At 63.0% G+C, this 22,059-nt stretch carries 21 protein-coding genes; 12 read left to right on the top strand and 9 right to left on the bottom strand.

The features are described 5' to 3' along the window. Positions 1 to 13: 13 nt before the first annotated feature. Entirely contained in the window at positions 14 to 721 is a 708-nt protein-coding gene (queC, locus tag B7G53_RS19215; RefSeq protein WP_096670704.1) for a 7-cyano-7-deazaguanine synthase QueC, read from the top strand. Here queC and B7G53_RS19210 read toward each other — a convergent pair whose 3' ends face one another. Then, a complete protein-coding gene (locus B7G53_RS19210; protein WP_096670702.1) occupies positions 722 to 2,536 on the bottom strand; it encodes an ABC transporter ATP-binding protein/permease in 1,815 nt (604 codons plus the stop codon). Between the two features lie 98 nt (positions 2,537 to 2,634). Here B7G53_RS19210 and B7G53_RS19205 point away from each other — a divergent pair, with 98 nt between their 5' ends. Continuing rightward, positions 2,635 to 3,447, top strand: coding sequence for a crotonase/enoyl-CoA hydratase family protein (locus B7G53_RS19205; RefSeq protein ID WP_096670700.1), 813 nt, complete (start codon positions 2,635 to 2,637; stop codon positions 3,445 to 3,447). 15 nt (positions 3,448 to 3,462) lie between these two features. Here B7G53_RS19205 and B7G53_RS19200 read toward each other — a convergent pair whose 3' ends face one another. Genes B7G53_RS19200 through ilvA form a run of 6 tightly spaced genes read right to left on the bottom strand, consistent with a single transcriptional unit; the run spans position 3,463 to position 8,855 of the window. Next, on the bottom strand, positions 3,463 to 4,431 hold the full coding sequence (locus B7G53_RS19200) for a 5'-nucleotidase (RefSeq protein WP_096670698.1): 969 nt from the start codon (positions 4,429 to 4,431) through the stop codon (positions 3,463 to 3,465). 13 nt (positions 4,432 to 4,444) lie between these two features. After that, entirely contained in the window at positions 4,445 to 5,011 is a 567-nt protein-coding gene (locus tag B7G53_RS19195) for a histidine phosphatase family protein (RefSeq protein WP_096670696.1), read from the bottom strand. After that, positions 5,008 to 5,856 (bottom strand): adenosylcobinamide-GDP ribazoletransferase, encoded by an 849-nt coding sequence (locus B7G53_RS19190; RefSeq protein ID WP_096670694.1) that lies wholly within the window; start codon positions 5,854 to 5,856, stop codon positions 5,008 to 5,010. Before B7G53_RS19190 ends, B7G53_RS19195 begins: the two co-directional genes overlap by 4 nt. A 2-nt stretch (positions 5,857 to 5,858) precedes the next feature. Then, positions 5,859 to 6,908, bottom strand: a complete 1,050-nt coding sequence (gene cobT, locus B7G53_RS19185) for a nicotinate-nucleotide--dimethylbenzimidazole phosphoribosyltransferase (RefSeq protein WP_096670692.1) — start codon at positions 6,906 to 6,908, stop codon at positions 5,859 to 5,861. Further along, a complete protein-coding gene (locus B7G53_RS19180; RefSeq protein ID WP_096670690.1) occupies positions 6,871 to 7,230 on the bottom strand; it encodes a cysteine-rich CWC family protein in 360 nt (119 codons plus the stop codon). The genes cobT and B7G53_RS19180 overlap by 38 nt, the downstream gene beginning before the upstream one ends. A gap of 11 nt (positions 7,231 to 7,241) precedes the next feature. Further along, positions 7,242 to 8,855: a threonine ammonia-lyase, biosynthetic gene (gene ilvA, locus B7G53_RS19175; protein WP_096670688.1), complete on the bottom strand. Its 1,614-nt coding sequence runs from the start codon at positions 8,853 to 8,855 to the stop codon at positions 7,242 to 7,244. A gap of 243 nt (positions 8,856 to 9,098) precedes the next feature. Here ilvA and B7G53_RS19170 point away from each other — a divergent pair, with 243 nt between their 5' ends. Further along, entirely contained in the window at positions 9,099 to 9,569 is a 471-nt protein-coding gene (locus B7G53_RS19170) for an OsmC family protein (RefSeq protein WP_096670686.1), read from the top strand. A 66-nt stretch (positions 9,570 to 9,635) separates the two neighbouring features. Here the strand turns inward: B7G53_RS19170 and coq7 are convergent, their stop codons facing one another. Then, a complete protein-coding gene (gene coq7 / locus B7G53_RS19165; protein ID WP_176491418.1) occupies positions 9,636 to 10,253 on the bottom strand; it encodes a 2-polyprenyl-3-methyl-6-methoxy-1,4-benzoquinone monooxygenase in 618 nt (205 codons plus the stop codon). A gap of 8 nt (positions 10,254 to 10,261) precedes the next feature. Further along, positions 10,262 to 10,546 carry a type II toxin-antitoxin system Phd/YefM family antitoxin gene (locus B7G53_RS19160; protein ID WP_096670682.1) on the bottom strand — a complete coding sequence of 95 codons (285 nt, stop codon included), beginning with the start codon at positions 10,544 to 10,546 and terminating at the stop codon, positions 10,262 to 10,264. A gap of 314 nt (positions 10,547 to 10,860) precedes the next feature. Between B7G53_RS19160 and B7G53_RS19155 the strand changes: the two genes are divergently transcribed. From B7G53_RS19155 to B7G53_RS19115, 9 genes are all read left to right on the top strand, one after another. Next, positions 10,861 to 11,940, top strand: a complete 1,080-nt coding sequence (locus tag B7G53_RS19155; protein ID WP_096670680.1) for a porin — start codon at positions 10,861 to 10,863, stop codon at positions 11,938 to 11,940. A 251-nt stretch (positions 11,941 to 12,191) separates the two neighbouring features. Then, entirely contained in the window at positions 12,192 to 12,839 is a 648-nt protein-coding gene (locus B7G53_RS19150) for a DUF3047 domain-containing protein (protein ID WP_255250090.1), read from the top strand. A 165-nt stretch (positions 12,840 to 13,004) separates the two neighbouring features. Beyond that, complete coding sequence (locus B7G53_RS19145; protein ID WP_096670676.1) at positions 13,005 to 14,585, top strand: ABC transporter substrate-binding protein; 1,581 nt, start codon at positions 13,005 to 13,007, stop codon at positions 14,583 to 14,585. Between the two features lie 129 nt (positions 14,586 to 14,714). Further along, entirely contained in the window at positions 14,715 to 15,695 is a 981-nt protein-coding gene (locus B7G53_RS19140) for an ABC transporter permease (RefSeq protein ID WP_096670674.1), read from the top strand. Next, entirely contained in the window at positions 15,695 to 16,933 is a 1,239-nt protein-coding gene (locus tag B7G53_RS19135; protein ID WP_096670671.1) for a M20 aminoacylase family protein, read from the top strand. The genes B7G53_RS19140 and B7G53_RS19135 overlap by 1 nt, the downstream gene beginning before the upstream one ends. A 27-nt stretch (positions 16,934 to 16,960) precedes the next feature. Further along, positions 16,961 to 18,544, top strand: coding sequence for an ABC transporter substrate-binding protein (locus tag B7G53_RS19130; protein ID WP_096670669.1), 1,584 nt, complete (start codon positions 16,961 to 16,963; stop codon positions 18,542 to 18,544). Positions 18,545 to 18,553: 9 nt separating this feature from the next. Further along, a complete protein-coding gene (locus tag B7G53_RS19125) occupies positions 18,554 to 19,465 on the top strand; it encodes an ABC transporter permease (RefSeq protein WP_096670667.1) in 912 nt (303 codons plus the stop codon). A 106-nt stretch (positions 19,466 to 19,571) separates the two neighbouring features. Then, positions 19,572 to 20,549, top strand: coding sequence for an ABC transporter ATP-binding protein (locus tag B7G53_RS19120; RefSeq protein ID WP_096670665.1), 978 nt, complete (start codon positions 19,572 to 19,574; stop codon positions 20,547 to 20,549). Next, complete coding sequence (locus B7G53_RS19115; RefSeq protein ID WP_096670663.1) at positions 20,546 to 21,565, top strand: ABC transporter ATP-binding protein; 1,020 nt, start codon at positions 20,546 to 20,548, stop codon at positions 21,563 to 21,565. Before B7G53_RS19120 ends, B7G53_RS19115 begins: the two co-directional genes overlap by 4 nt. Positions 21,566 to 22,059 lie beyond the last annotated feature (494 nt).

Genomic DNA, 22,059 nt, shown 5'->3' with positions numbered 1-22,059 from the left:
CTGCTTTCCCCCTATGCACACCACCGCCCTCGTCCTGTTCTCCGGTGGGCAGGACTCCACCACCTGCCTGGCCCAGGCGCTGTCGAAATATGAACGTGTGGAAACCGTGGGTTTCGACTACGGCCAGCGCCACAGCGTCGAGTTGCAGGCGCGCCTGGTGGTGCTGCGCGAGATCCGGTCGCAGTTTACGCAGTGGGCGCACAAGCTCGGGCAAGATCACCTGCTGGACCTCGCCGTGCTGGGCCAGGTCAGCGAAACCTCACTCACGCGCGACACGGCGTTCAGGATGGAGAGTTCGGGCCTGCCCAACACCTTTGTGCCCGGGCGCAACCTGCTGTTCCTGACGCTGGCGGCGGCGCTGGCCTACCGGCGCGACCTGCAGGTGCTGGTCACAGGGGTCTGCGAGACCGATTTTTCAGGCTACCCCGATTGCCGCGACGACACCATGAAAGCCATGCAGCTGGCCTTGTCGCTGGGCATGGACAAACGTTTCCTGATCGAAACCCCGCTGATGTGGATAGACAAGGCGGCGACCTGGGCGCTGGCCGAAGCGCTGGGCGGCCAGGCGTTGGTGCAACTCATCATCGAACACACCCACACCTGCTACCTCGGCGACCGCACGCACCGCCAGGCCTGGGGTTATGGCTGCGGCCAGTGCCCGGCCTGCGAGCTGCGCTTGCGCGGTTATGCGGCCTATGCGGCCGCTCTGTCCAGGCGCTGATCAGGCGCGGGTTTCCGTCAGCCGGTACAGCGCAGCTGCGCCTTCGGGCAGTTTTTCAAGTTCCCAGCGCTTGCCGTGGAACGCCGCCACCGTGGGTCGGTGTGCTATGGAAACAATAGCGCCTCCGGCTTGACGGGTCTGGACCAGCAGCCGTTCATAGAGTGTTTTTTCAGCATCCTCGTCGAGCGCGCTGGTGGCTTCGTCGGCAAACAGCCAGGCCGGCTTTTTCAGCAGCACGCGGGCAATCGCCAGGCGCTGCTGCTCCCCGCCCGAGAGTTTCTGGCTCCAGGCGTCCTCGTCATCGAGGCGCTGCGTCAGTTTGGGCAGCAGGGCGTCTTCCAGCGCCTGCCGCAGTTGCGCGTCGCTGTAGCTGGCGGCCGGTTGCGGATAGGCCAGCGCATCGCGCAGGCTGCCGTTCGGGAAGTAGGGGCGCTGCGGGATGAACATGGTGTTGGCCGGCAGCACGGTGCGACCGCGGCTGAAGGGCCAGATGCCGGCCAGCGCACGAAACAACGTCGATTTGCCGCTGCCCGACGGGCCCTTGATCAACACGTTCTCGCCGGCCTCGGCATGCAGCGAGACACCTTCCAGCAACACCGCCCCGGTGGGCAGCGCCAGGGTCAGGTCCTGCGTGTCCAGGCTGGTGGCCGATTCGCTGGTTGCTACTGAATTCATAGCTGTCTGCGCTTGCCGCGTCTGGGCCAGGGTCGTAAAACTCTCTTCAAAACTGGTCAGCCGGTCGGTCGTGGCGCGCCAGGCGGCGAGGCTGCTGTAGTTGTCGACAAACCAGCTCAGCGAGTCCTGCACGCGGCCGAAGGCCGATGAGATCTGCATCAGCTGGCCGAGCTGGATGGCACCGCTGAAAAAGCGCGGGGCGGCCACGACAAAGGGAAACACCACGGCGGCCTGGCCAAAGAAGTTGGTGAACCAGATCAGGTTTTTCTGCTTCCTGATCAGGGTCAGGTAGTTGCCCAGCACGGTGGAAAAGCGGCTTTCCAGGTGCACGCGCTCGACGGTCTCGCCCTTGTCGAGCGCAATCGATTCGCTGTACTCGCGCACCCGCACCAGGTGGTGGCGGAAGTCGGCCTCGTAACGCTGCTGCAGGAAATTGAGCCGGATCTGCGGCCGGCCGATGTAGTGCGTGATGATGCTGCCGGCCGCGCAATACAGCACCGCCATCCAGACCATGAAGCCGGGAATGTTGAAGCTGGTGCCGCCCAGCGTGAAACCAAACGGCCCCGACAGGCTCCAGAGGATGCCGACAAAACTCAGCAGCGTCACCACGGCGTTGAGCAGGCCCATGCTCAGGGAGATGGTGTAGGTGGTGAACAGGTTGAGGTCTTCCTGGATGCGCTGGTCGGGGTTGTCCGGCGCGGCCGTGCCGTTGGTGCCATGGTTCGCATAACGGGCCAGCTCCATGCGGTAGAAGGCGTGGTCGGCCAGCCAGCGCTGCAGGTAGTGGGCCGTCATCCAGGCGCGCCAGCGGATCTCCAGCAACTGCGTCAGGTAAAAGCGGTAGACCGCGATGATGATGAAGGCAAAGGCCAGGTAGGTGAAGCGCCCGAGCTGCTCCCAGAACACCGGCTGGTTCTTGTCCTGCAGCGCGTCGTAAAACACCCGGTTCCATTCATTGATCAGCACCAGCATGTAGACCGCGCCGAGGTTGAGCAGCACGATGGCGACCAGCAGCCCGCGCGCCTTCCATTTGTCGTCGGACGCGAAGTAGGGCCGTGTCAGCGCCCAGGCCTTGCGGCAGAAGTCCTTGAAGGCGGCGTACTTGCCGTGCACGGTGGGGACCGGGGGCGTCAGGGGCATGGGAGTCATCCTTGGAGGCGGAAAGGAGAGCCAGTGTAGTGCCGCGCCCTGTCGCGCGAGTGCATGGGCGCAGCGCGGGAATTCGCTAGGATGGCAGGATGAACACCTCCACGTCCCCTTCCCCCGAAGGCAGCATCGACTGCACCGTGCGCGGCCCCCTGCTGCTGATCGCCATCAACCGCCCGGCCAAACGCAACGGCTTCACGCCGAAGATGTTCCGCGAACTCGGCGAGGCTTACACGCGCCTGGACGACGACCCGGCACTGCGCGTGGGCGTGTTGCATGCGCTGGGCGACCACTTCACCGCCGGGCTGGACCTGCCGACGATTGCGCCGCTGATGCAGCGCGGCGAAAAAGCCGTGCCGCCGGGCCTGGTCGATCCGCTGGACCTGGGCATGGAGGGTTACCGGCGCCGCAGCAAACCCATGGTGGTCGCGGTGCAGGGCATCACCTACACGCTGGGCATCGAGCTGATGCTGGCGGCCGACATCGTGGTGGCTGCCGACGACTGCCGGTTTTCGCAGCTCGAGGTCAAGCGCGGCATCATGGCCACCGGCGGCGCGACCCTGCGCATGGCCGAACGCGCCGGCCTGGGCAATGCGCTGCTGCACCTGCTGACCGGCGACGAGTTCGGCAGTGCCGAAGCCCTGCGGCTGAACTTTGTGCAGAAGGTGGTGCCCGCCGGGCAGGCGCTGGACGAGGCCCTGCGGATTGCCGACGCCATTGCCGCCCAGGCGCCGCTGGCGGTGGTGGCCACGCGAAAAAATGCACTCAAGGCGGTGGAGCACGGCCCGGTGCTGGCCATGCAGGACTTCATCGCGGTGCAACAAGGGCTGTCGCGCAGCGAAGACGCGGCGGAAGGGGTGCGCTCGTTTGTGGAAAAACGCGCGGCGCGCTTCCAGGGCAAATAAACGCGGGCGGCAGGCTCAGGACAACTGGTTGGACACGCCGCTGACCACATGGCCGGAAGGCACATGCTGCGAGGCCGAATCGACATGGCCGGTCTGGTCGTCGAAGAAGAAGTCGGGCTCGAACTCGCGCAGGAATTCCCCCTTGGCCAGGCCGCCGAGGAACATGGCTTCATCGACCTCGATGTTCCAGTCCATCAGCGTGCGGATCGCGCGTTCATGCGCCGGCGCGCTGCGCGCCGTCACCAGCGCGGTGCGGATACGCATGCACGAGGTGCCGACCTGCTGCAGCCGGTGCAGCGCTTCGAGCAGCGGCTTGAAGGGGCCGGCCAGCAGCGGCTGCGTGGCCTTGTCGCGTTCATGCGCCTGGAAGGCCGACAGCCCGTGCGACTGGAACACACGTTCGGCCTCATCGGAAAAAATCACTGCGTCGCCGTCAAACGCAATGCGCACCTCGTGCGGGTGCTGGTCGCTGGCATGGGCCGACTGCGGATAGACCTGTGCGGCGGGCACGCCGGCCGCCAGCGCCTCGCGCACATCGCTGAGGTGGGTCGACAAGAACAGGTTGGCATGCAGCGGTTTGAGGTAGCGCCACGGCGGCTCGCCGCGGTTGAAGGTGCCGCGCTGGATAGCCAGGCCGTAGTGCTGCGCCGAGCGGAACACCCGCATGCCCGAGACCGGGTCGTTGCGCGAGAGGATCACCACCTCGACGCGCTGGGCCAGTTTGGCCGAAGGCGAGGCGTCGTCCAGGCTGTCGGGCGCGTCGTTGAAAGCCAGCAGTTTTTTGACCAGCGAAAAGGCCACGCCGGGTTTGGCCGGCACGTCGAGGCGGTCCAGCTGCAGCTGCATGTACGCGGCGTCGCGCTTGGTGCCGGGCACCGGCGGCTGGCCCAGGCCGTCCTCGAACACCCGGTTTTCTTCCTCGAAATCAAACAGTGCGCGCGATGAAATCGCCACCACCAGTTGTCCGTCCAGAGTTGCTGCCATGGGGTTTACCTGTTTACTGCGGGGGTGGAGTCAACGATAGCTCAAGTGTGCGCCATTGTCCGCAGGCCACCCCCTCGGTCGGCCACTGGTCGGCCCGCGTGACCTCGCGGATGCCGCCGGCCAGCAACTGCGAGGCCCGGATGATGCCTGCGTGGGTGATCCAGACGGTGGCCGGCCCGGCCGGCAGTTCGTCGAAAGCCTGGGCCACACGCGCCATCACGACGCGCACGCTTTCGCCATGGCCGCCGACGGCGTGGCCGGCAAAGTCGGCCGTCCAGGCGTCGAACTCGCTGCGCGTGATGTCGCTCCAGCGCCTGCCTTCCCAGGCGCCGAAGTTCATCTCCTGCAGCCGGGCATCGGTTTGAAGGGTCAAATCGGGCCGTAGCCCATGTAGAACCTGCGCAAGCTGCTCACATCTTTGTAGCGGCGAGGTGTTGATGCGGGCGCCGGCGGGCAGCACGCCGGCCAGGGAGGCGGCGCTGTGTTGCGTCGCCTCCCGGTCCGCCGCCACATCCAGCGCGCCGTAACAGGTGCCCGGCGCCAGCAGCACCTGCGCGTGGCGCACCAGCCAGAGGGTCATAAGGCGACGGCCAGGCCGAGGTAAAAAGCGATTTCACAGACCTGCTGCGTGGCGCCCAGGCAGTCGCCGGTGAAACCCTGCAGACGGCGCGAGAACAGGCGGCCCATCCACAGCAGGGCGAGCACGGAGAAGCTGCAGGCTACTATCAAACTCATAGCGGGAAGCGCATAGCTGGCCAAGGCCAGGGCCGAAAATGACCATACAAACGCCACCCCCAGGCTGCTCAGCGTGATTTGGTCGGCCAGGGGTTTGGACTTGGAGACCGCGGTATCGCCGACATGCGGCAGCGCGCGGATCAGCAGCAGCGGCAGGGTGCGCGAGACCACATGCGCGGCAAACAGGGCCGCGGCGACCAGCCAGCCATCCAGGGGCAGGTCGGCGGGCGTTTCCTCCCCACCGGACAGCGCGCTTTCGACCGAACCGAGCAGCGCCAAGAGCGCCACCTTGCCCAGCAGCGCGAGCACCAGTGCCATCGCGCCGAAAGCGCCGACGCGCGAATCCTTCATGATCTCCAGGGCGCGGTCCCGGTCGTAACTGCCACCCAGTCCGTCCGTCACGTCGGCCAGCCCGTCTTCGTGAAAGCCGCCGGTCAGCAGCACCGTCGCCACCGTGGACAGGACGGCGGCCACCAGCGGTGCGAAGTCGGTGGCCGGCAGCAGCGCCATCAGCAGGCTGTACACGCCGGCCGCCACGGCGCCGACCAGCCAGCCGACGCCGGGGAAGTGCGCGGCACTGGCGCGCAGCATGGCCGGGCTGTAGCCGGTCCACGCCGCCAGTGCGCCGGTCACCGGAATGCGGGTGAAAAACTGCACGGCCAGCAGGTAGTGGCGAATGAACTGGAGCATGCCTAATTCTTGCCGCTGACCCCGGCCGAATCAAAACTCGCCATCTCGGCCATGAACAGGGCCGCCGATTGCAGCAGTGGCCAGGCGAGCAGGGCGCCCGTGCCCTCGCCCAGGCGCATGTCCAGGTTCAGCAGCGGCACGGCCTTCAGGTGGGCCAGCAGCAGGTGGTGGCCGCGCTCGGCCGAGCGGTGGCAAAACACCAGGTAGTCCTGCACCTGCGGCACCAGGGCGCGTGCCACCAGCGCGGCGGCACCAGCAATGAAGCCGTCGACCAGCACCACGCGGCGCTCGCTGGCGGCCTGCAGCATGGCACCGGCCATCATGGCGATTTCAAAACCGCCCAGCGCCGCCAGCACGGCCAGCGGCTCATGCACATCGGCATGGCGGGCCAGGGCACGCTGCAGCACCGCCTGTTTGTGGGCCAGTTGCGCATCGTCCAGGCCGGTGCCGCGCCCGACCACGTCGCTGACCGGCAGGCCGGCGAGCCGGGCCAGCAGCAGCGCGGCGGGCGAGGTGTTGGCAATGCCCATCTCGCCAAAGGCCACGACGTTGCCGGGCAGGCCCCGCATGACGTCCATGCCGGCCTGCAGCGCGGCGTGGGCCTGTGCCTGCGACATGGCGGGTCCTTCGCAAATGTTCTGGGTGGCCGGGGCTATTTTTCGCTGCTGCAGCTGCGGGTGGTCGGCCAGGGCGGCGGCCACACCGGCATCCACCACCTGCAGGGCAAAACCGTGCTGGCGCGCAAACACATTGATGGCGGCACCGCCGGCCAGCATGTTGCCCACCATCTGCACCGTCACGGCCTGCGGAAAGGCCGACACGCCCTCGCTGGCGATGCCGTGGTCGGCGGCAAACACCACCATCTGCGGCGACGCGAAGGTGATGGCCTCGCTGCGCTGGATCAGGCCGAGCTGCAGCGCCAGCGTTTCAAGCTGGCCCAGCGCGCCCAGCGGCTTGGTCTTCTGGTCGATCTTGTGCTGCAGCCGCGCCGAGAGCGTGGCGTCGGCGGTCGATTCAATCGCGGGCAGAAGAAGTGTTTTGTTGTCGGTCATCGGTGATTTTCTGGAGGCAGGCGGGGCAAAAGCAGGAGGCCTCCGCGGTGCTATGGATGTTTTCGTCATTCACGACACCATACCGTTCGGGCTGAGCTTGTCGAAGCCCTTCGACAAGCTCAGGGCGAACGGTAGTAAGTTGCCGGTCATGATTTTTGGAGTTCTCAACAATTGTGGACGGTGAGCCGGGCGGCACCGGCATGATGTGGGGCAACTTGACGCACCAGCATTCGGCGTCCCCTCCCACCATGCCGCAGCGAAAAGTCGCGCCGCAGCGGGGGCACGATGAATTGGTTGGCACGGATGCGCCTGTCGCAGTCATGGCCAGGCCCGTCAGCTTTGCAGAAACAGCCGGTAGACCGGGTTGTCGGTCTCTTCCACATGCGGGTAGCCCAGGGTGTCGAGAAAGCCCTTGAAGGCCTTGTTGTCGGCCTTGGGGACCTGCAGCCCGACCAGGATGCGCCCGTAGTCCGCGCCCTGGTTGCGATAGTGGAAAAGGCTGATGTTCCAGCCCGGCTTCATGGCGCCCAGGAACTTCATCAGCGCCCCGGGCCGCTCGGGAAACACAAAACGCAGCAACCGCTCGTCTTTGGACAGCGCCGTGTGGCCACCCACCATGTGGCGGATGTGTTCCTTGGCCAGGTCGTCATGGGTCAGGTCGAGTGACTTGAAGCCGTGTTTGCTGAAGTTGCTGGCGATTTTGGTGCTCTCGCCTTTGCCGTGGGTGGTCAGGCCGACAAACACATGGGCTTGGCTGGCATCGCTGATGCGGTAGTTGAACTCGGTCACGCTGCGCGGGCCACCCGGCAGCCCGCCGATCAGCTCGCAAAAGCGCCGGAAGCTGCCGCGTTCCTCGGGAATCGTCACCGCAAACAGCGCTTCGCGCTCTTCGCCGACTTCCGCCCGCTCGGCGACAAAACGCAGGCGGTCGAAATTCATGTTCGCGCCGCACAGGATCGCCGCGTAGGTTTCGCCTTTGGTCTTGTGCGTGGCCACGTACTGCTTGATGGCGGCCACACTCATGGCGCCCGAGGGTTCGACAATGCTGCGCGTGTCGATGAACACGTCCTTGATGGCGGCGCAGACGGCGTCGGTGTCCACCGTGATGAATTCATCGACCAGCTCGCGGCTGATGCGGAAGGTTTCCTCACCTACCAGCTTGACGGCGGTGCCGTCGGCGAACAGGCCGACGTCGGGCAGCGTGACACGTTTGCCCGCGCCGACCGACTGGACCATCGCGTTGGAATCGTTCATCTGCACGCCGATGATCCGGACCTCGGGACGCACGGCCTTGATGTAGTTGGCCACGCCGGAAATCAGCCCGCCGCCGCCTATGGCCACAAACACCGCGTCAAGCGAGCCCTTGCCGATGGTCTGAATCTGGCGCAGGATTTCCATGGCGATCGTGCCCTGGCCGGCAATCACGTCCGGGTCGTCGAACGGGTGCACAAAGGTCAGGCCGTTTTTTTTCTCCAGCGTGACGGCATGCAGGTGGGCGTCCGAGTAGCTGTCGCCGTGCAGGATCACCTCGCCGCCCAGTGCCCGGACGGCATCGACCTTGACCTGCGGCGTGGTAACCGGCATCACGATCACCGCGCGCGTTCCGAGCTTGTGCGCGCCGAGGGCCACGCCCTGCGCATGGTTGCCGGCCGAGGCGCAGATGACGCCTTTCTTGAGCTGGGCGGGGCTCAGGTGCGCCATCTTGTTGTAGGCGCCGCGCAGCTTGAAGCTGAACACCGGCTGCTGGTCTTCGCGCTTGAGCAGCACGGTGTTGTGCACCCGGCGGCTGAGGTTTTTCGCCGGCTCCAGCGCGGATTCCACCGCCACGTCGTAGACGCGTGCAGTCAGGATTTTTTTCAGGTAGTCGGCGGGCGTGAGTGCCCCGGCGGCGGATGGCCGGGGGGTGCCGGGTGAACGGCGGGAAGCGGGTTTGGGGGAAGTGGGCATGTGTCTTTCTCGCAACCCGACATCATAGTAGGCAAGAAAAAAGGCCCAGACCTTGCGGTCTGGGCCTGTAAATCCACCCTTTCAGGGATGGAGGAGACAACCATTGCATGAAAACAAAGCTGTCTTCATGCGATGATTTCAGTATAGCGGAGGCATGTTGCGCTGCAACAATGTTTTGTTGCGAAAAATAAACACTTGCCGCTACTTTTGACAACAAATTTCTGACTTTGAGGATGGTAATTCATGGAATGCACAGTGAGCTGGACCGGCCCCAACACCGGCGCGGGGACAACAACAACTTCTGGCTCGGCCATGAGTTTTCTGGCAACCACAGGCAGCGGCCACACGCTGGTGATGGATGGCGCGCCCGACGCCGCCAAGCCGGAAAACGGCGGCGCCAACCTGGCGCCGCGCCCGATGGAAACCGTGCTGGCCGGCACCGGCGGCTGCACCGCCTACGATGTGGTGCTGATCCTCAAGCGCGGTCGCCACGATGTGCGCGGCTGCACGGTTCGGCTGACGTCCGAGCGGGCCGAAACCGACCCCAAGGTGTTCACGAAAATCCACATGCATTTTGTCGTGACGGGACGCGGCATCGCGGCCAGCGCGGTGGAACGCGCGATTGCCATGAGCCATGACAAATACTGCTCGGCCACCATCATGCTTGGAAAAACGGCCGACATCACTACCAGCTTCGAGTTGATCGAGGCTTGAGTTTTAGGGTGAATAGGTCTGAAACGCTTGTAAATAAAGCGCGATAAGCTACTGAAAAGATAGCGACTAGAGGTAATGCGCAATTGTCGTCATGACCTTGGCGGAGGCCCGCATCAACGCCTTGACCGGTGCGGGCAGCGCCAATGCGCCGGCACCTTGCGCCTCCTGTGCGTGACGCGCCTCGTCGTCCTTCATCTGCGCCACGATGGCGCGCGAGGCATGGTCGCCTTCCGGCAGGCGCTCCAGGTGGCTGGCCAAATGGGCTTCGACCTGCCGCTCGGTCTCCACCACAAACCCCAGGCTGACCCGGTCACCGAGACGGCCCGCCAGCAGGCCCAGCCCGAAAGCCCCGGCGTACCACAGCGGGTTCAGCAGGGAGGGGCGGGCGCCGAGTTCATCGAGCCGCTCGCGCGTCCAGGCGAGGTGGTCGCCTTCCTCCTTGCTGGCCTCGAGGAATTGCTGGCGCAAAACGGGATTGCGTGTACTCAGGGCCTGCGAGGCGTACAGCGCCTGCGCGCAGACCTCACCGACATGGTTGACCCGCATCAGCGCACCGGCCAGCGCCTTGTCCGCGGCGCTCAGCTCGGTGTCTTGGGCCGGCACGGTCGGGCATGTCCGGCTGGCACGGGGCTTGGCAAACAGGGTGCGCAGGGCGCTGTCGGCGGTAGTGAGCAGGGCATCCATGGGGGTATTTATCGCTTGTCAGTGGGTGGAAGGGCTGATGAAAGTTTATCCAGTCGGGCCTCCAGCTGGCGGACACGTTCCCCGAGGGACACGTCCAGTGCGGCCATGTCGGCCGGCAACCGGTCTTCAAGGCCAGGCAATTTCTCCACCGGCGCAGGCGTGGGCGAGGGTGTCAACCGCGCCACCTCCTGTCCGCGCCGGGTGATACAGAAGGCTTCTCCGCGCTCAACAGCGGCGATGAGCCTGGAAAAATTCTGGTTGGCGTCGCGCAGCGAGATCAGCTGGAATGTCATTGGGGGAAATCATGGGGAAAGGGTGGGCCGGAAAGTTATTGATCGCGGCTATGGTTTAGTCCAGCTGATTTTTGTAAATGTAGTACAAATTGTAGTACATGAGTATCGGTGTCAGCCGGCTTTTGAAAGACGGATAAATGCCGCGCTAGGGGTACTTGCGTTTGTTGCAGGGGTGCAACGGAATTGAATTTATCGGGCCATTTCCTTTGCGAAAGCTCTCGGCCTCTGGTGCAATACATACAACTTCCTAAATGGAGGTTGGCCCGGGGATCCAAAATCCTGGAGCCCTATGTTTAACCTTGGAGAAACTCGCAATGAAAAAATCCCTAGTCGCTTTGGCTATTCTGGCTACTGCCGGCGTGGCTTCGGCCCAGTCTTCCGTGACCCTGTTTGGTGTTGTTGACGTGAACTACGCTCACGGCTCCGGTTCCGGCGTTGGTTCTTCCAGCAAGAGCCAACTGACGAGCGGTGGTTACAACACCAGCCGTCTGGGCTTCCGTGGTACGGAAGACCTCGGCGGTGGCATGTCTGCCAGCTTCTGGCTGGAAGCCGGCATAAACGCCGACAATGGCACCTTTCAAGCCACGAACACCAACAACCAGGCTAATGGCGCTTCCGTGGGCAGCGGCCTGACCTTCAACCGTCGTTCGACGGTCAGCCTGGCCAGCGGCCTGGGTGAACTGCGTCTGGGCCGTGACTACACGCCACAGTTCTGGAATCAGACCGTGTTTGATCCGTTCGGTACGGTTGGCGTGGGCGGCTCCCAGGCCAACGTTTCCAGCCTTGGTGGGCCAGTCAGCGTTCGCGCTTCCAACAGCGTTGGCTACTTCCTGCCAGGCAATCTGGGCGGCTTCTACGGCCAGTTTCAGCACTACCTCGGTGAGAACAACAAGAACGGCGCAGCCACTGAAAAAGACGGCACGGGTTCTGCTATTCGCCTCGGCTACGCCAACGGCCCGATCAACGTGGCTCTGGCAACGTCCAGCACCAAGTACGCTGCGACCGCCACCACGGGCAAGATCCAGTCCACCAACATTGGCGGTTCGTATGACTTCGGTGTCGCCCAAGCCATGGCTTTGGTGACCCGTGACAAAGTTGACTCTGTCCCCACCAATGTGACGGGCAAAGGCGCTTTGGTTGGTGCTTTGGTTCCCATGGGTGCCGGCCAGATCCGTGTGGCTTACTCCACCTACAAAACCGACGCTGCTGGTACACCCAAGTCCAAAAAATGGGCTCTGGGTTATGTGCACAACCTGTCCAAGCGTACGGCTCTGTACACCACGTTCGCTCGCGTGACGAACAGCGGCGGTGCATCCCAGGCTCTGAACGGTGCCGTGACTGCAGTGAACGCACGTTCGACCGGTTACGACTTCGGTATCAAGCACTCCTTCTAATTGACGGCTGGCCTTGTGCCAGCTTCAATTTAGAGAGTTTAAAAAGCCGCCCTCGGGCGGCTTTTTTCATGGAAAATGCAAATTGCATGCCACTTTGGGAGATGCTAATGACGAAAGTTGAGGGGAGGCAATGGTGGGGTGGTTTGGGTATGGGGGTAGTGTTGTTGGCCTTGTCGCAACTGGCAGGCTGTGCATCATGGATGCCGCCGGCTGCCACGCCTGATCCAGCAAAGCTCAGTTCAACCCCCTGGGTGGTCGCGTCCGCCAGCAACCGGGTCACGCCAGACTGGCGGCACTACCCTTTTCCGGGCAAGAAACCCAGCCTCTTCCGTTATGAACGCAAGGACGGGCGCGAGGCGATGGCGGCCACTTCCAATTCGTCGGCCAGCATGGTGCGCCAGGAGTTGCGCGTGGAACCGGACGATCTGGCCAATGTGCGGTTTTCGTGGAAAGTGCCTGAGCTGATTGCGCAAGCCGACATGGCGCTGCGCGATGCTGATGATTCGCCGGTCCGCGTGGTGCTGGTGTTTGAAGGCGACCGCAGCAAGTTCTCCAGCAAGAACGCCATGTTGTCCGAACTGGCACGCGCGTTGACCGGCGAGGAGTTGCCTTATGCAACGTTGATGTACGTGTGGTGCAACACCCGCCCGCCGGGCACCGTGATTGTCAATCCGCGTACCGACAGGATACGCAAGCTTGTCGTCGAATCCGGCGCCGGCAAATTGCGCCAATGGGTCGACTACGAGCGCAATATCCGTGCTGACTATGAAAAGGCTTTCGGCGAAGCGCCGGGCGCGCTGGTGGGCATAGGCATCATGACCGACAGCGACAACACACGCTCGAATACCGCTGCATGGTATGGGCCGGTCACGCTCGACAAGGTTGCGCGCGCGCGTTAGCCGCCTGCCTGGCCTGACCTTTGCAGGCATCTGATGGCGTGCGCACCCTGGTCGCGCAGCCCTGGGTCTCGCGCATGTTTCGGGGGGGGGGGCTTTCAGGGGAAACCCCTTGCCTTGCCCTGATGGGCCGGTTGTATATTCGTCGCTTACTTCAAAGAGAAAACCATGAAATTCCACCTGCTTTTTATCGCTGCTGCTGCGGCCGCATCCTTTGCTGTTGTGCCCGCCGTGCAGGCCAAGACCTTTAAATGGTCAAGCGCGAGCGATATCCCCACGTTTGACATCCACTCGCAGAACAATGCGCTTGGCAATGGCGTCCACGCAGCCGTTTACGATTCGCTGGTCTACTACAACAGCCGCACTTTCAAGGTGGAACCCCAGCTCGCCGCTTCCTGGCGCGACGTCTCGCCGACGCAGGTTCGCTTTACCTTGCGTTCCGGCGTGAAGTTCAGTGACGGCACACCACTCACGGCGGACGACGTGGTTTTCTCGCTGACCCGCGCGACGGCCAAAACCTCCAACTATGCGGTGTATACCCAGGGCATCGACAAGGTGGTCAAGGTCAACGATTCGACCGTGGACATCATGATGAAAGGCCCGAACCCGGTGCTGCTCAACCAGTTGACCGAACTGCGCATCATGAGCAAGGCGTGGGCCGAGAAAAACAAGTCGACCGAGCCGAAAGACATCCGCGCCAAGGACGAAACCTTTGCACACCGCAATGCCATGGGCACCGGCCCATTCATGGTCAAGGAATGGCAACCTGACCAGAAGCTGGTTCTTGTTTCAAACCCCAATTACTGGGGCAAGAACGAGTCCAATGTGACCGAAGTTGTCTACACACCGATCAAATCGGAGGCCACCCGGGTCGCTGCCTTGTTGTCGGGTGAAGTCGATTTTGTGCTTGATCCCAGCATCCAGGATCTGGGCCGGCTGCGCAGCACCGGCAACCTCAAGGTCATCGATGGCATCGAGAACCGCACCATTTTCTTCGGCATGGACCAGTCTCGCGACGAGCTGCCGGGTTCCAACATCAAGGGCAAGAACCCGCTGAAGGACCAGCGCGTGCGCATGGCGTTGTACCAGGCCATAGACATCAACGCGATCCAGCGCGTCACCATGCGCGGTCTGAGCCAGCCGACGGGAGCGATCGTGGCGCCGCAGGTCAATGGTTGGACCGAAGGTGTCCACAAGCGCCACCCCTTTGATCCCGAGGCGTCCAAGAGGCTGCTCGCCCAGGCCGGTTATCCCAATGGATTCGAGGTGGATTTTGCCTGTCCGAACAACCGCTACATCAATGACGAGGAAATCTGCCAGGCTGTCACTGCGATGTGGGCCCGGGCCGGTGTGAAGGCGAAGCTGCGCACCTTGCCGCTGGTCACCTATTTCCCGATGATCCAGCGCTACGAGGCCAGCATCTACATGCTGGGCTGGGGTGTGCCGACCTTCGATGGCCTTTACAGCCTGCAGTCACTGACGCGCAGTGTGGGTACGGGCGGTGATGGCAACTACAACGTGGGCCGCTACAGCAACCCGCGCATGGATTACATCGTGGACCGCGTGAAAGTGGAAACCGATTTGCCGGTGCGCAACCGCCTGCTGACCGAGGCCTTGCAGCTGTCGAACGACACGGTCTCACATATTCCGCTGCACAACCAGATCATTCCCTGGGCGATGAAGAAAAACATTGATGTCGTGCACCGCGCCGACAACCGGCTTGACTGGAGACTGATCAAGGTCAACTGAGCGTGCCGTCAAAGAGGGCCTTCCGGGGCCCTTTTTTGTAGTTATTTTCTTTAGGCCTAAAGGAAATCCCGGTGTCGGCACAGTGCTTGCTCTGCTAGCATTGTCTTTCGCTCAAAACCATACTCCCGAATGTTTGCATTTATTCTCCGTCGCCTGCTCCAGGCCGTGATCGTGATGGTCGCTGTGGCTTTTATTGCATTCATGCTGTTCCAGTATGTTGGCGACCCGGTGGTGTTTCTGCTTGGGCAGGATGCGCAGCCTGACCAGATTGCGCAGCTACGCGCCGATCTGGGGCTGGACAAGCCCTTTTTCGTGCAGTTCGGCCACTTTCTGGTCAATGCCGTGCAGGGCGAGTTCGGTCTCAGCCTGCGCCAGGGCGCCAAGGTCTCGCGCCTGATCGCAGAGCGTTTCCCCGCGACGCTTGAGCTGGCACTGGTGGCTGCCGTCATGGCCCTGGCGATTGGTGTCCCGATGGGTGTGTATGCGGCCCTGCGCCGCGGAACCTTTCTGAGCCAGCTGCTCATGACGGTGTCGCTGGTGGGCGTGTCGCTCCCGACCTTCCTGATCGGGATCCTGCTGATTCTGGGTTTCTCCGTGGGCCTCGGCTGGTTCCCCAGCTTCGGACGTGGCGACGTGGTGCAGATGGGCTGGTGGAGCAGTGGCCTGCTGACGGCCAAGGGCTGGCACCATATCGTGCTTCCGGCCGTGACGCTGGCGATTTTCCAGCTCACGCTGATCATGCGGCTTGTGCGCGCCGAAATGCTCGAAGTGCTGCGCACCGACTACATCAAGTTTGCGCGCGCGCGCGGCCTGTCCAACCGCGCCATCCATTTTGGGCACGCGCTCAAAAACACCCTGGTGCCGGTCATGACCATCACCGGTCTGCAGCTGGGCGGGCTGATCGCTTTTGCCATCATCACCGAAACCGTTTTCCAGTGGCCAGGCATGGGCCTGCTCTTCATCCAGGCCGTGACTTTTGCCGACATTCCCGTGATGGCCGCCTACCTGTGCCTGATTGCACTGATTTTTGTCGTGATCAACCTGGTGGTTGACCTGCTGTATTTTGTGGTGGACCCACGCTTGCGTGTCAGCACGGCGGGGGGGCACTGATGTTGTCGCCCCGGCCTGCTCCGGCGCTCAAGGCCAATGGCCGCGCCTTCGCGCAAATCAGCGAGTTCCATCCCGAGATCACGGCCTTTCGCCGCGATCTGCACGCCCATCCGGAGCTTGGCTTCGAAGAGGTCTACACCAGCGCCCGCGTGAAGGAAGCGCTGCAGCGCTGTGGCGTGGACGAGGTGCATGCCGGCATCGGCAAGACCGGGCTGGTGGCCGTCATCAAGGGCCAGCACAACAGCAGCGGAAAAATGATCGGCCTGCGTGCCGACATGGACGCGTTGCCGATGACGGAACACAACGACTTTCCCTGGAAATCCTCGCGCGCCGGCATGATGCACGGTTGCGGCCATGACGGGCATGTTGCCATGCTGGTGGGCGCAGCCCGCTACCTGGCGGCCACGCGCAATTTTGACGGGACGGCCGTGCTGATTTTCCAGCCCGGCGAAGAGGGGTTTGCCGGCGCGCGGGTCATGATTGAAGACGGCCTGTTTGACCGGTTTCCGGTGCAGGCGGTTTATGGCATGCACAACTGGCCGTCCATGAAGCCAGGCACGGTGGGCATCAACCCGGGGCCCATGATGGCGGCCGCTGACCGCATCACCATCGAGATCACCGGCCGCGGCGGGCATGGCGCCCACGCCTACATGACGGTTGATCCGGTGCTGGTGGCGGGGCACATCATCACGGCGGTGCAAAGCATTGTCTCGCGCAACGTCAAGCCGATTGACAGCGCCGTGATCAGCCTGTGCGCGATGCAGGCCGGCGACATGGGTGCCTTCAGTGTGGTGCCGGGCAAGGCCACCCTGGTGGGCACGGTTCGCACCTTCAACCCGGACGTGCAGGACCTGATAGAGCGTCGTCTCAACGAACTCTGCACCGCAGTGGCGCTCGGCTTTGGTGCCACCGCCTCAGTGCATTACGAGCGCATTTATCCGGCCACCATCAACTCGTTCGATGAAGCCATGTTTGCCGCCGATGTGGCGGAAACCCTGCTGGGCGAGGACCACGTCGTGCGCGACATGGAGCCCAGCATGGGTGCCGAAGACTTTTCTTTCATGCTGCAGGTCAAACCCGGCGCCTACATGCGCATCGGCCAGGGCGCCGAAAACGGTGTCGGCAGCTGTTTTCTGCACAACAGCCGTTACGATTTCAATGACGACATCCTGCCGCTGGGTGCCGCCCTGCATGCCGGGCTGGTGGAGCAGTCCATGCCTTTGTCCGTGCCGCGCTGATTATTTTTTGTTCAACAGGAGAGTCCCATGAATTTCACGAAAAAAGCCGCTTTCGCCCTTGTGGGTACAGCGCTGGCAGCTACAACTTTTGTAGCGTCCGCAGTGACCCTGCGGGTCGGAAACCAGGGTGACGCCCTCTCGCTGGATCCGCATTCGCTCAACGAATCGCTGCAACTGACGGTGGTGGGCAATGTGTACGAACCGCTGGTCACGCGCGACCGCAGCTACAAGCTGGCCCCCTCGCTGGCAACCGACTGGAAGCAGACCTCGCCGACGGTCTGGCGTTTCAACCTGCGCAAGGGCGTGCAGTTCCATGACGGCTCGCCGTTCACCGCGGACGATGTGATCTTCAGCTATGAACGCGCCAAAGGTGACGGCTCCGACATGAAGAGTTATGTCGGCCAGATCAAGGAAATCAAGAAGATCAACGATCACACGATCGACTTCGTGCTGAACAACCCCTTTCCGATCCTGCCCGAGCTGTTCACGCAGTGGCACATCATGAGCAAGAAGTGGTGCGAAACGAACCAGGCCACCAAGCCGGTGGACCGCCGCAAAGGCATTGAAAACGCCGCGTCTTTCCGCGCCAACGGCACCGGCCCTTTCCGAGTGCGTGAGCGCCAGCCCAATGTCCGCACCACCTTTATCCGCAACGGCAGCTACTGGGGCAAGATCGACGGCAATGTGGACGAAGTGGTCTTCAACGTCATCGGCAACAACAGCACCCGCGTCGCGGCGCTTCTGTCCGGCGAAATTGACGTGATGGAACCGGTGCCGGTGCAGGACGTGGCGCGCATCAAGGCCAACGCCGAACTCAAGGTGCTGCAAGGCCCCGAGTTGCGCATCATTTTCCTCGGCATGGACCAGAAGCGCGACGAACTGCAATTTTCCAGCGTCAAGGGCAAAAACCCGTTCAAGGACAAACGCGTCCGCCAGGCGTTCTACCAGGCCATCGACATCGAAGCCATCAAGAACCGTGTGATGCGCGGTGCCTCCACGCCGGTGGCCACGCTGCTGGCACCCGAGATCAAGGGTTACGCCCCCGACCTCGCCAAGCGCCTGCCGTTTGACGTGGAAGCCGCCAAGAAGCTGATGGCCGACGCCGGTTATGGCGCCGGGTTCGAGCTGAAGATGAACTGCCCGAACGACCGTTATGTCAACGACGGTGAAATCTGCCAGGCCGTGGCCGCAAATCTGTCCCGCATCGGGGTCAAGATCAATCTGGAAGCCGAAACCAAGGGCACCTACTTTCCGAAGATCCTGCGCCGTGACACCAGCTTCTACATGCTGGGCTGGACACCGAGCACGGTGGACGCCCACAACGTGCTCTACCCCATCATGTCCACGCCAGGTGAGGGTGGCCGCGGCCAGTTCAATCTGGGCGCTTACAGCAATGCGCGGATTGACCAGCTGACCGACCTGGTGGCTTCCGAGACCGATGACAAGAAACGCAACGAGATGATCCACGAAGCGCTGAAGATCCATCAGGATGAGGTGGGCCATCTGCCGCTGCACCAGCAGGCGCTGAACTGGGCGGCCAAGAAAAACATTGACATGGTTCAGTGGCCCGACAACGGCATGCCCTGGAAATACGTCAAAGTCAACAAGTAACACGGGTTGATGAAAAGCGCGCTATTCCGATGGTGGGATGGCGACATCGGCTACAGCTTTCGCACCTCCCCGGTGGCGATGGCTGCGGCTGCAGTCGCCCTCATTTGCATCTTCTGTTCGGTGTTTGCGGGCTTTGTGGCGCCGCACAACCCGTTTGATCTGACGACGCTCGAACTGAGCGATGCCCGCCTGCCACCGGCCTGGTCGGCCGAAGGCTCCGCCAAGTACCTGCTGGGCACCGATGACCAGGGGCGGGACATCCTGTCGGCCCTGATGTACGGTGCCCGCGTTTCCCTGGCGGTGGGTTTTGCTTCGGTGGTCCTGTCGGTGGTATTCGGCGTGGGCATGGGTCTGCTGGCCGGTTTTTATGGCGGATGGATCGACTCTGCCCTGATGCGCCTGTGCGACGTGATGCTGTCTTTCCCGGCCATTCTGGTGGCCCTGCTGATTGCCGGGGTGGGGCGGGCGCTGTTTCCCAATGCGCAGGACTCCCTGGCGCTGGGGGTGCTGATCATCTCGATCACGCTCACGGGATGGGTGCAGTACGCCAGAACGGTGCGTGGCTCGACCCTGGTCGAACGCAACAAGGAATACGTGCAGGCGGCACGTGTGACCGGTGTGACACCGATGCGCATCATGCGCCGCCACGTGTTGCCCAATGTGATGGGGCCGGTGCTGGTGCTGGCAACCATCCAGGTGGCCACGGCCATCATCACCGAAGCCACCCTGTCCTTTCTGGGTGTGGGCGCGCCGCCCACTTCGCCCTCGCTGGGCACCCTGATCCGCATCGGCAACGACTACCTGTTCTCCGGCGAGTGGTGGATCACGGTGTTTCCCGGCCTGATGCTGGTGCTGATTTCGCTGAGCGTGAACCTGCTCGGTGACTGGCTGCGCGATGCGCTGAACCCGAGACTACGATGACACCCCGAAGCAGCCTGCGGCAGCCTCCCCTTGAGGCGGCGCCACCAGTGGCCCGGCAAAGCCGGCTCCGCGGTGACTGCTCGAACAGAACCTACCCGTCCAATCAATGAGCCTATTACAAGTCAAGAACCTGATCGTCGAGTTTCCCGGCCGGCGCGGTACGCTGCGGGCGCTGGACGACATTTCGTTTGATATCGCCCCCGGTGAAATCCTGGGCGTCGTCGGCGAGTCGGGCGCCGGCAAGTCGCTGACCGGCGCTGCCATCATCGGGCTGCTGGAGCCGCCGGGCCGCATCGGCGGCGGGCAGATCCTGCTCGAAGGCGAACGCATCGACAACCTGTCCTACGAGCAGATGCGCCACATCCGCGGGCGCAAGATCGGTGCGATTTTCCAGGACCCGTTGACCTCGCTGAACCCGCTGTACACCGTGGGCCGGCAATTGATCGAGACGATCCAGGCGCATCTGCCGGTCAGCAACGCCGAAGCGCGCCAGCGCGCCATTTCGTTGCTGCAGGACACCGGCATTCCGGCGGCCGAGCAGCGCATTGAACATTTTCCGCACCAGTTCTCGGGCGGCATGCGCCAGCGTGTGGTGATTGCCCTGGCGCTGGCCGCCGAGCCCAAGCTGATCGTGGCCGACGAACCAACGACGGCGCTCGATGTGTCGATCCAGGCGCAGATCATCATGTTGCTCAAAAGCATCTGCAAGAAGCGCGGTGCTGCCGTGATGCTGATCACCCATGACATGGGCGTGATTGCCGAAACCTGCGACCGCGTGGCCGTGATGTACGCCGGCCGTATTGCCGAAATTGGCCCGGTGCATGAGGTGATCAACCACCCCTCGCATCCCTATACCGCCGGCCTGATGGAGGCGATCCCCGACATCACGCTGGACCGTGAACGGCTCAACCAGATTGACGGCGCCATGCCGCGTCTGAATGCCATTCCACAAGGCTGCGCCTTCAATCCGCGTTGCCCCAAGGTGTTTGACCGCTGCACGCAGGACAGGCCGGACCTGCTGCCTGCCGGTGCCACACGTGCCGCCTGCTGGCTGCACGATGCCACGGTGGGAGTGACCGCATGAGCAAAAGCGAAACGACAAGCGTGGGCGCTCCTCTCGTTCAGGCCTTTGACCTGGCCAAAACCTTTGATGTGTCGCCGCCCTGGCTGAACCGGGTGCTCGAAGGCAAGCCCCGGCTGATGCTGCATGCCGTCGATGGCGTCAGCTTCGAGATTGAAAAAGGCAAGACCCTGGCCCTGGTCGGCGAGTCGGGCTGCGGCAAAAGCACGGTGGCCCGTTTGCTGGTGGGCCTGTACGAGCCGACCCGTGGCGGCCTGACCTTCGACGGCCAGGACGCCCATGCGGCCTTCAAGACGCCGCAGGGCCGGCAACTGCGACGCCGCATCCAGATGATTTTCCAGGACCCGTACGCGAGCCTGAATCCGCGCTGGATCGTGGAGGACATCGTGGGCGAGCCGCTCAAGGAACACGGGCTGATCACGAACGAGGCCGAGCTCAAGGCGCGCGTGGGCGAACTGCTCAAGTCGGTCGGCCTGTCGCCGCTGGACATGGTCAAGTTTCCGCACCAGTTTTCCGGCGGCCAGCGCCAGCGCATCTCGATTGCCCGGGCGCTCGCCACCGAGCCGGAATTCCTGGTGTGCGACGAGCCAACCTCGGCGCTCGACGTGAGTGTGCAGGCGCAGGTGCTCAACATCATGAAGGACCTGCAGCGCGAGCGCGGGCTGACCTACCTGTTCATCTCGCACAACCTCGCTGTGGTGCGCCACGTCAGTGACCAGGTGGGTGTGATGTACCTGGGGCGGTTGGTCGAACTGTCGGACAAGCAGACGCTGTTTGCCAGCCCCAAGCACCCTTACACACGCATGCTGCTGGACGCGATCCCGAAAATGCACGACACCGGCCGCGCCCGCACCCCGGTGCAGGGCGAGGTGCCCAACCCCTTGAACCCGCCCACCGGCTGCACCTTTCACCCGCGCTGCCCGCATGTCAATGACCGCTGCCGCGCCGAGCGGCCGCAGCTTTTGACCATTCAGGGTGTGAAGATCGCCTGCCACGCTGTCGAAGAAGGCCGCATCTAGTTGCTCCTGTTTTTGTAGCTGGTGGCGCTTGTCGCATATGGGCTGAAGGCTGATTTCATTCAGAAATCGGCGCAAGAAGGGTGCAAGTCCCTTCGCGGCATCACGCTGCGCCTGCGGTTTGCCTTGGACCGTAGGCGCAACTCCCCACTCCCACCCCTATCCCTCCCTCGCCCCGCTGGGCGATGGAGGGGGACTTCATTTGGCCGCTTGTGCTGCGCTCGCGTGCACACATGACCGTTCGTTGGGAGTTCCGTCCTTGAAGCGCTTTGCGCTTCAAGGACTCCGGATTCTTTTTCCCGTATTGCTTGTTCCCCACCCGTCGGGCTGGGCCGAGGAGCGCAGCCGAAAGCGGATCAGCAACTGTGTTCAAAGTCAAATCCATTTTGAGGTTTTTTCAAGCGTTGGCAAGCTGTGCACAACCGAAGGTGGCCTGCCACGGCCTGCCTGACTTGATGACCGCATTCAGGATGGTCAACAACTTGTGCATGCAAGCG

The organism is Polaromonas sp. AET17H-212 (assembly GCF_002379085.1).
In the GTDB taxonomy this organism is placed as follows: domain Bacteria; phylum Pseudomonadota; class Gammaproteobacteria; order Burkholderiales; family Burkholderiaceae_C; genus Polaromonas.
This window is presented reverse-complemented; position numbering and strand designations above follow the sequence as displayed.

Coding starts and splice junctions, on each gene's coding strand:
- B7G53_RS19195 (WP_096670696.1), bottom strand. CDS start 5,011: ATGACCCTCTGGCTGGTGCGCCACGCGCAGGTGCTGCTGGCGCCGGGC.
- B7G53_RS19200 (WP_096670698.1), bottom strand. CDS start 4,431: ATGGCAGCAACTCTGGACGGACAACTGGTGGTGGCGATTTCATCGCGC.
- coq7 (WP_176491418.1), bottom strand. CDS start 10,253: ATGGATGCCCTGCTCACTACCGCCGACAGCGCCCTGCGCACCCTGTTT.
- B7G53_RS19120 (WP_096670665.1), top strand. CDS start 19,572: ATGAGCCTATTACAAGTCAAGAACCTGATCGTCGAGTTTCCCGGCCGG.
- B7G53_RS19140 (WP_096670674.1), top strand. CDS start 14,715: ATGTTTGCATTTATTCTCCGTCGCCTGCTCCAGGCCGTGATCGTGATG.
- B7G53_RS19130 (WP_096670669.1), top strand. CDS start 16,961: ATGAATTTCACGAAAAAAGCCGCTTTCGCCCTTGTGGGTACAGCGCTG.
- B7G53_RS19125 (WP_096670667.1), top strand. CDS start 18,554: ATGAAAAGCGCGCTATTCCGATGGTGGGATGGCGACATCGGCTACAGC.
- ilvA (WP_096670688.1), bottom strand. CDS start 8,855: ATGCCCACTTCCCCCAAACCCGCTTCCCGCCGTTCACCCGGCACCCCC.
- B7G53_RS19190 (WP_096670694.1), bottom strand. CDS start 5,856: ATGCTCCAGTTCATTCGCCACTACCTGCTGGCCGTGCAGTTTTTCACC.
- cobT (WP_096670692.1), bottom strand. CDS start 6,908: ATGACCGACAACAAAACACTTCTTCTGCCCGCGATTGAATCGACCGCC.
- B7G53_RS19155 (WP_096670680.1), top strand. CDS start 10,861: ATGAAAAAATCCCTAGTCGCTTTGGCTATTCTGGCTACTGCCGGCGTG.
- B7G53_RS19115 (WP_096670663.1), top strand. CDS start 20,546: ATGAGCAAAAGCGAAACGACAAGCGTGGGCGCTCCTCTCGTTCAGGCC.
- B7G53_RS19180 (WP_096670690.1), bottom strand. CDS start 7,230: ATGACTGCGACAGGCGCATCCGTGCCAACCAATTCATCGTGCCCCCGC.
- B7G53_RS19145 (WP_096670676.1), top strand. CDS start 13,005: ATGAAATTCCACCTGCTTTTTATCGCTGCTGCTGCGGCCGCATCCTTT.
- queC (WP_096670704.1), top strand. CDS start 14: ATGCACACCACCGCCCTCGTCCTGTTCTCCGGTGGGCAGGACTCCACC.
- B7G53_RS19160 (WP_096670682.1), bottom strand. CDS start 10,546: ATGACATTCCAGCTGATCTCGCTGCGCGACGCCAACCAGAATTTTTCC.
- B7G53_RS19205 (WP_096670700.1), top strand. CDS start 2,635: ATGAACACCTCCACGTCCCCTTCCCCCGAAGGCAGCATCGACTGCACC.
- B7G53_RS19135 (WP_096670671.1), top strand. CDS start 15,695: ATGTTGTCGCCCCGGCCTGCTCCGGCGCTCAAGGCCAATGGCCGCGCC.
- B7G53_RS19170 (WP_096670686.1), top strand. CDS start 9,099: ATGGAATGCACAGTGAGCTGGACCGGCCCCAACACCGGCGCGGGGACA.
- B7G53_RS19210 (WP_096670702.1), bottom strand. CDS start 2,536: ATGCCCCTGACGCCCCCGGTCCCCACCGTGCACGGCAAGTACGCCGCC.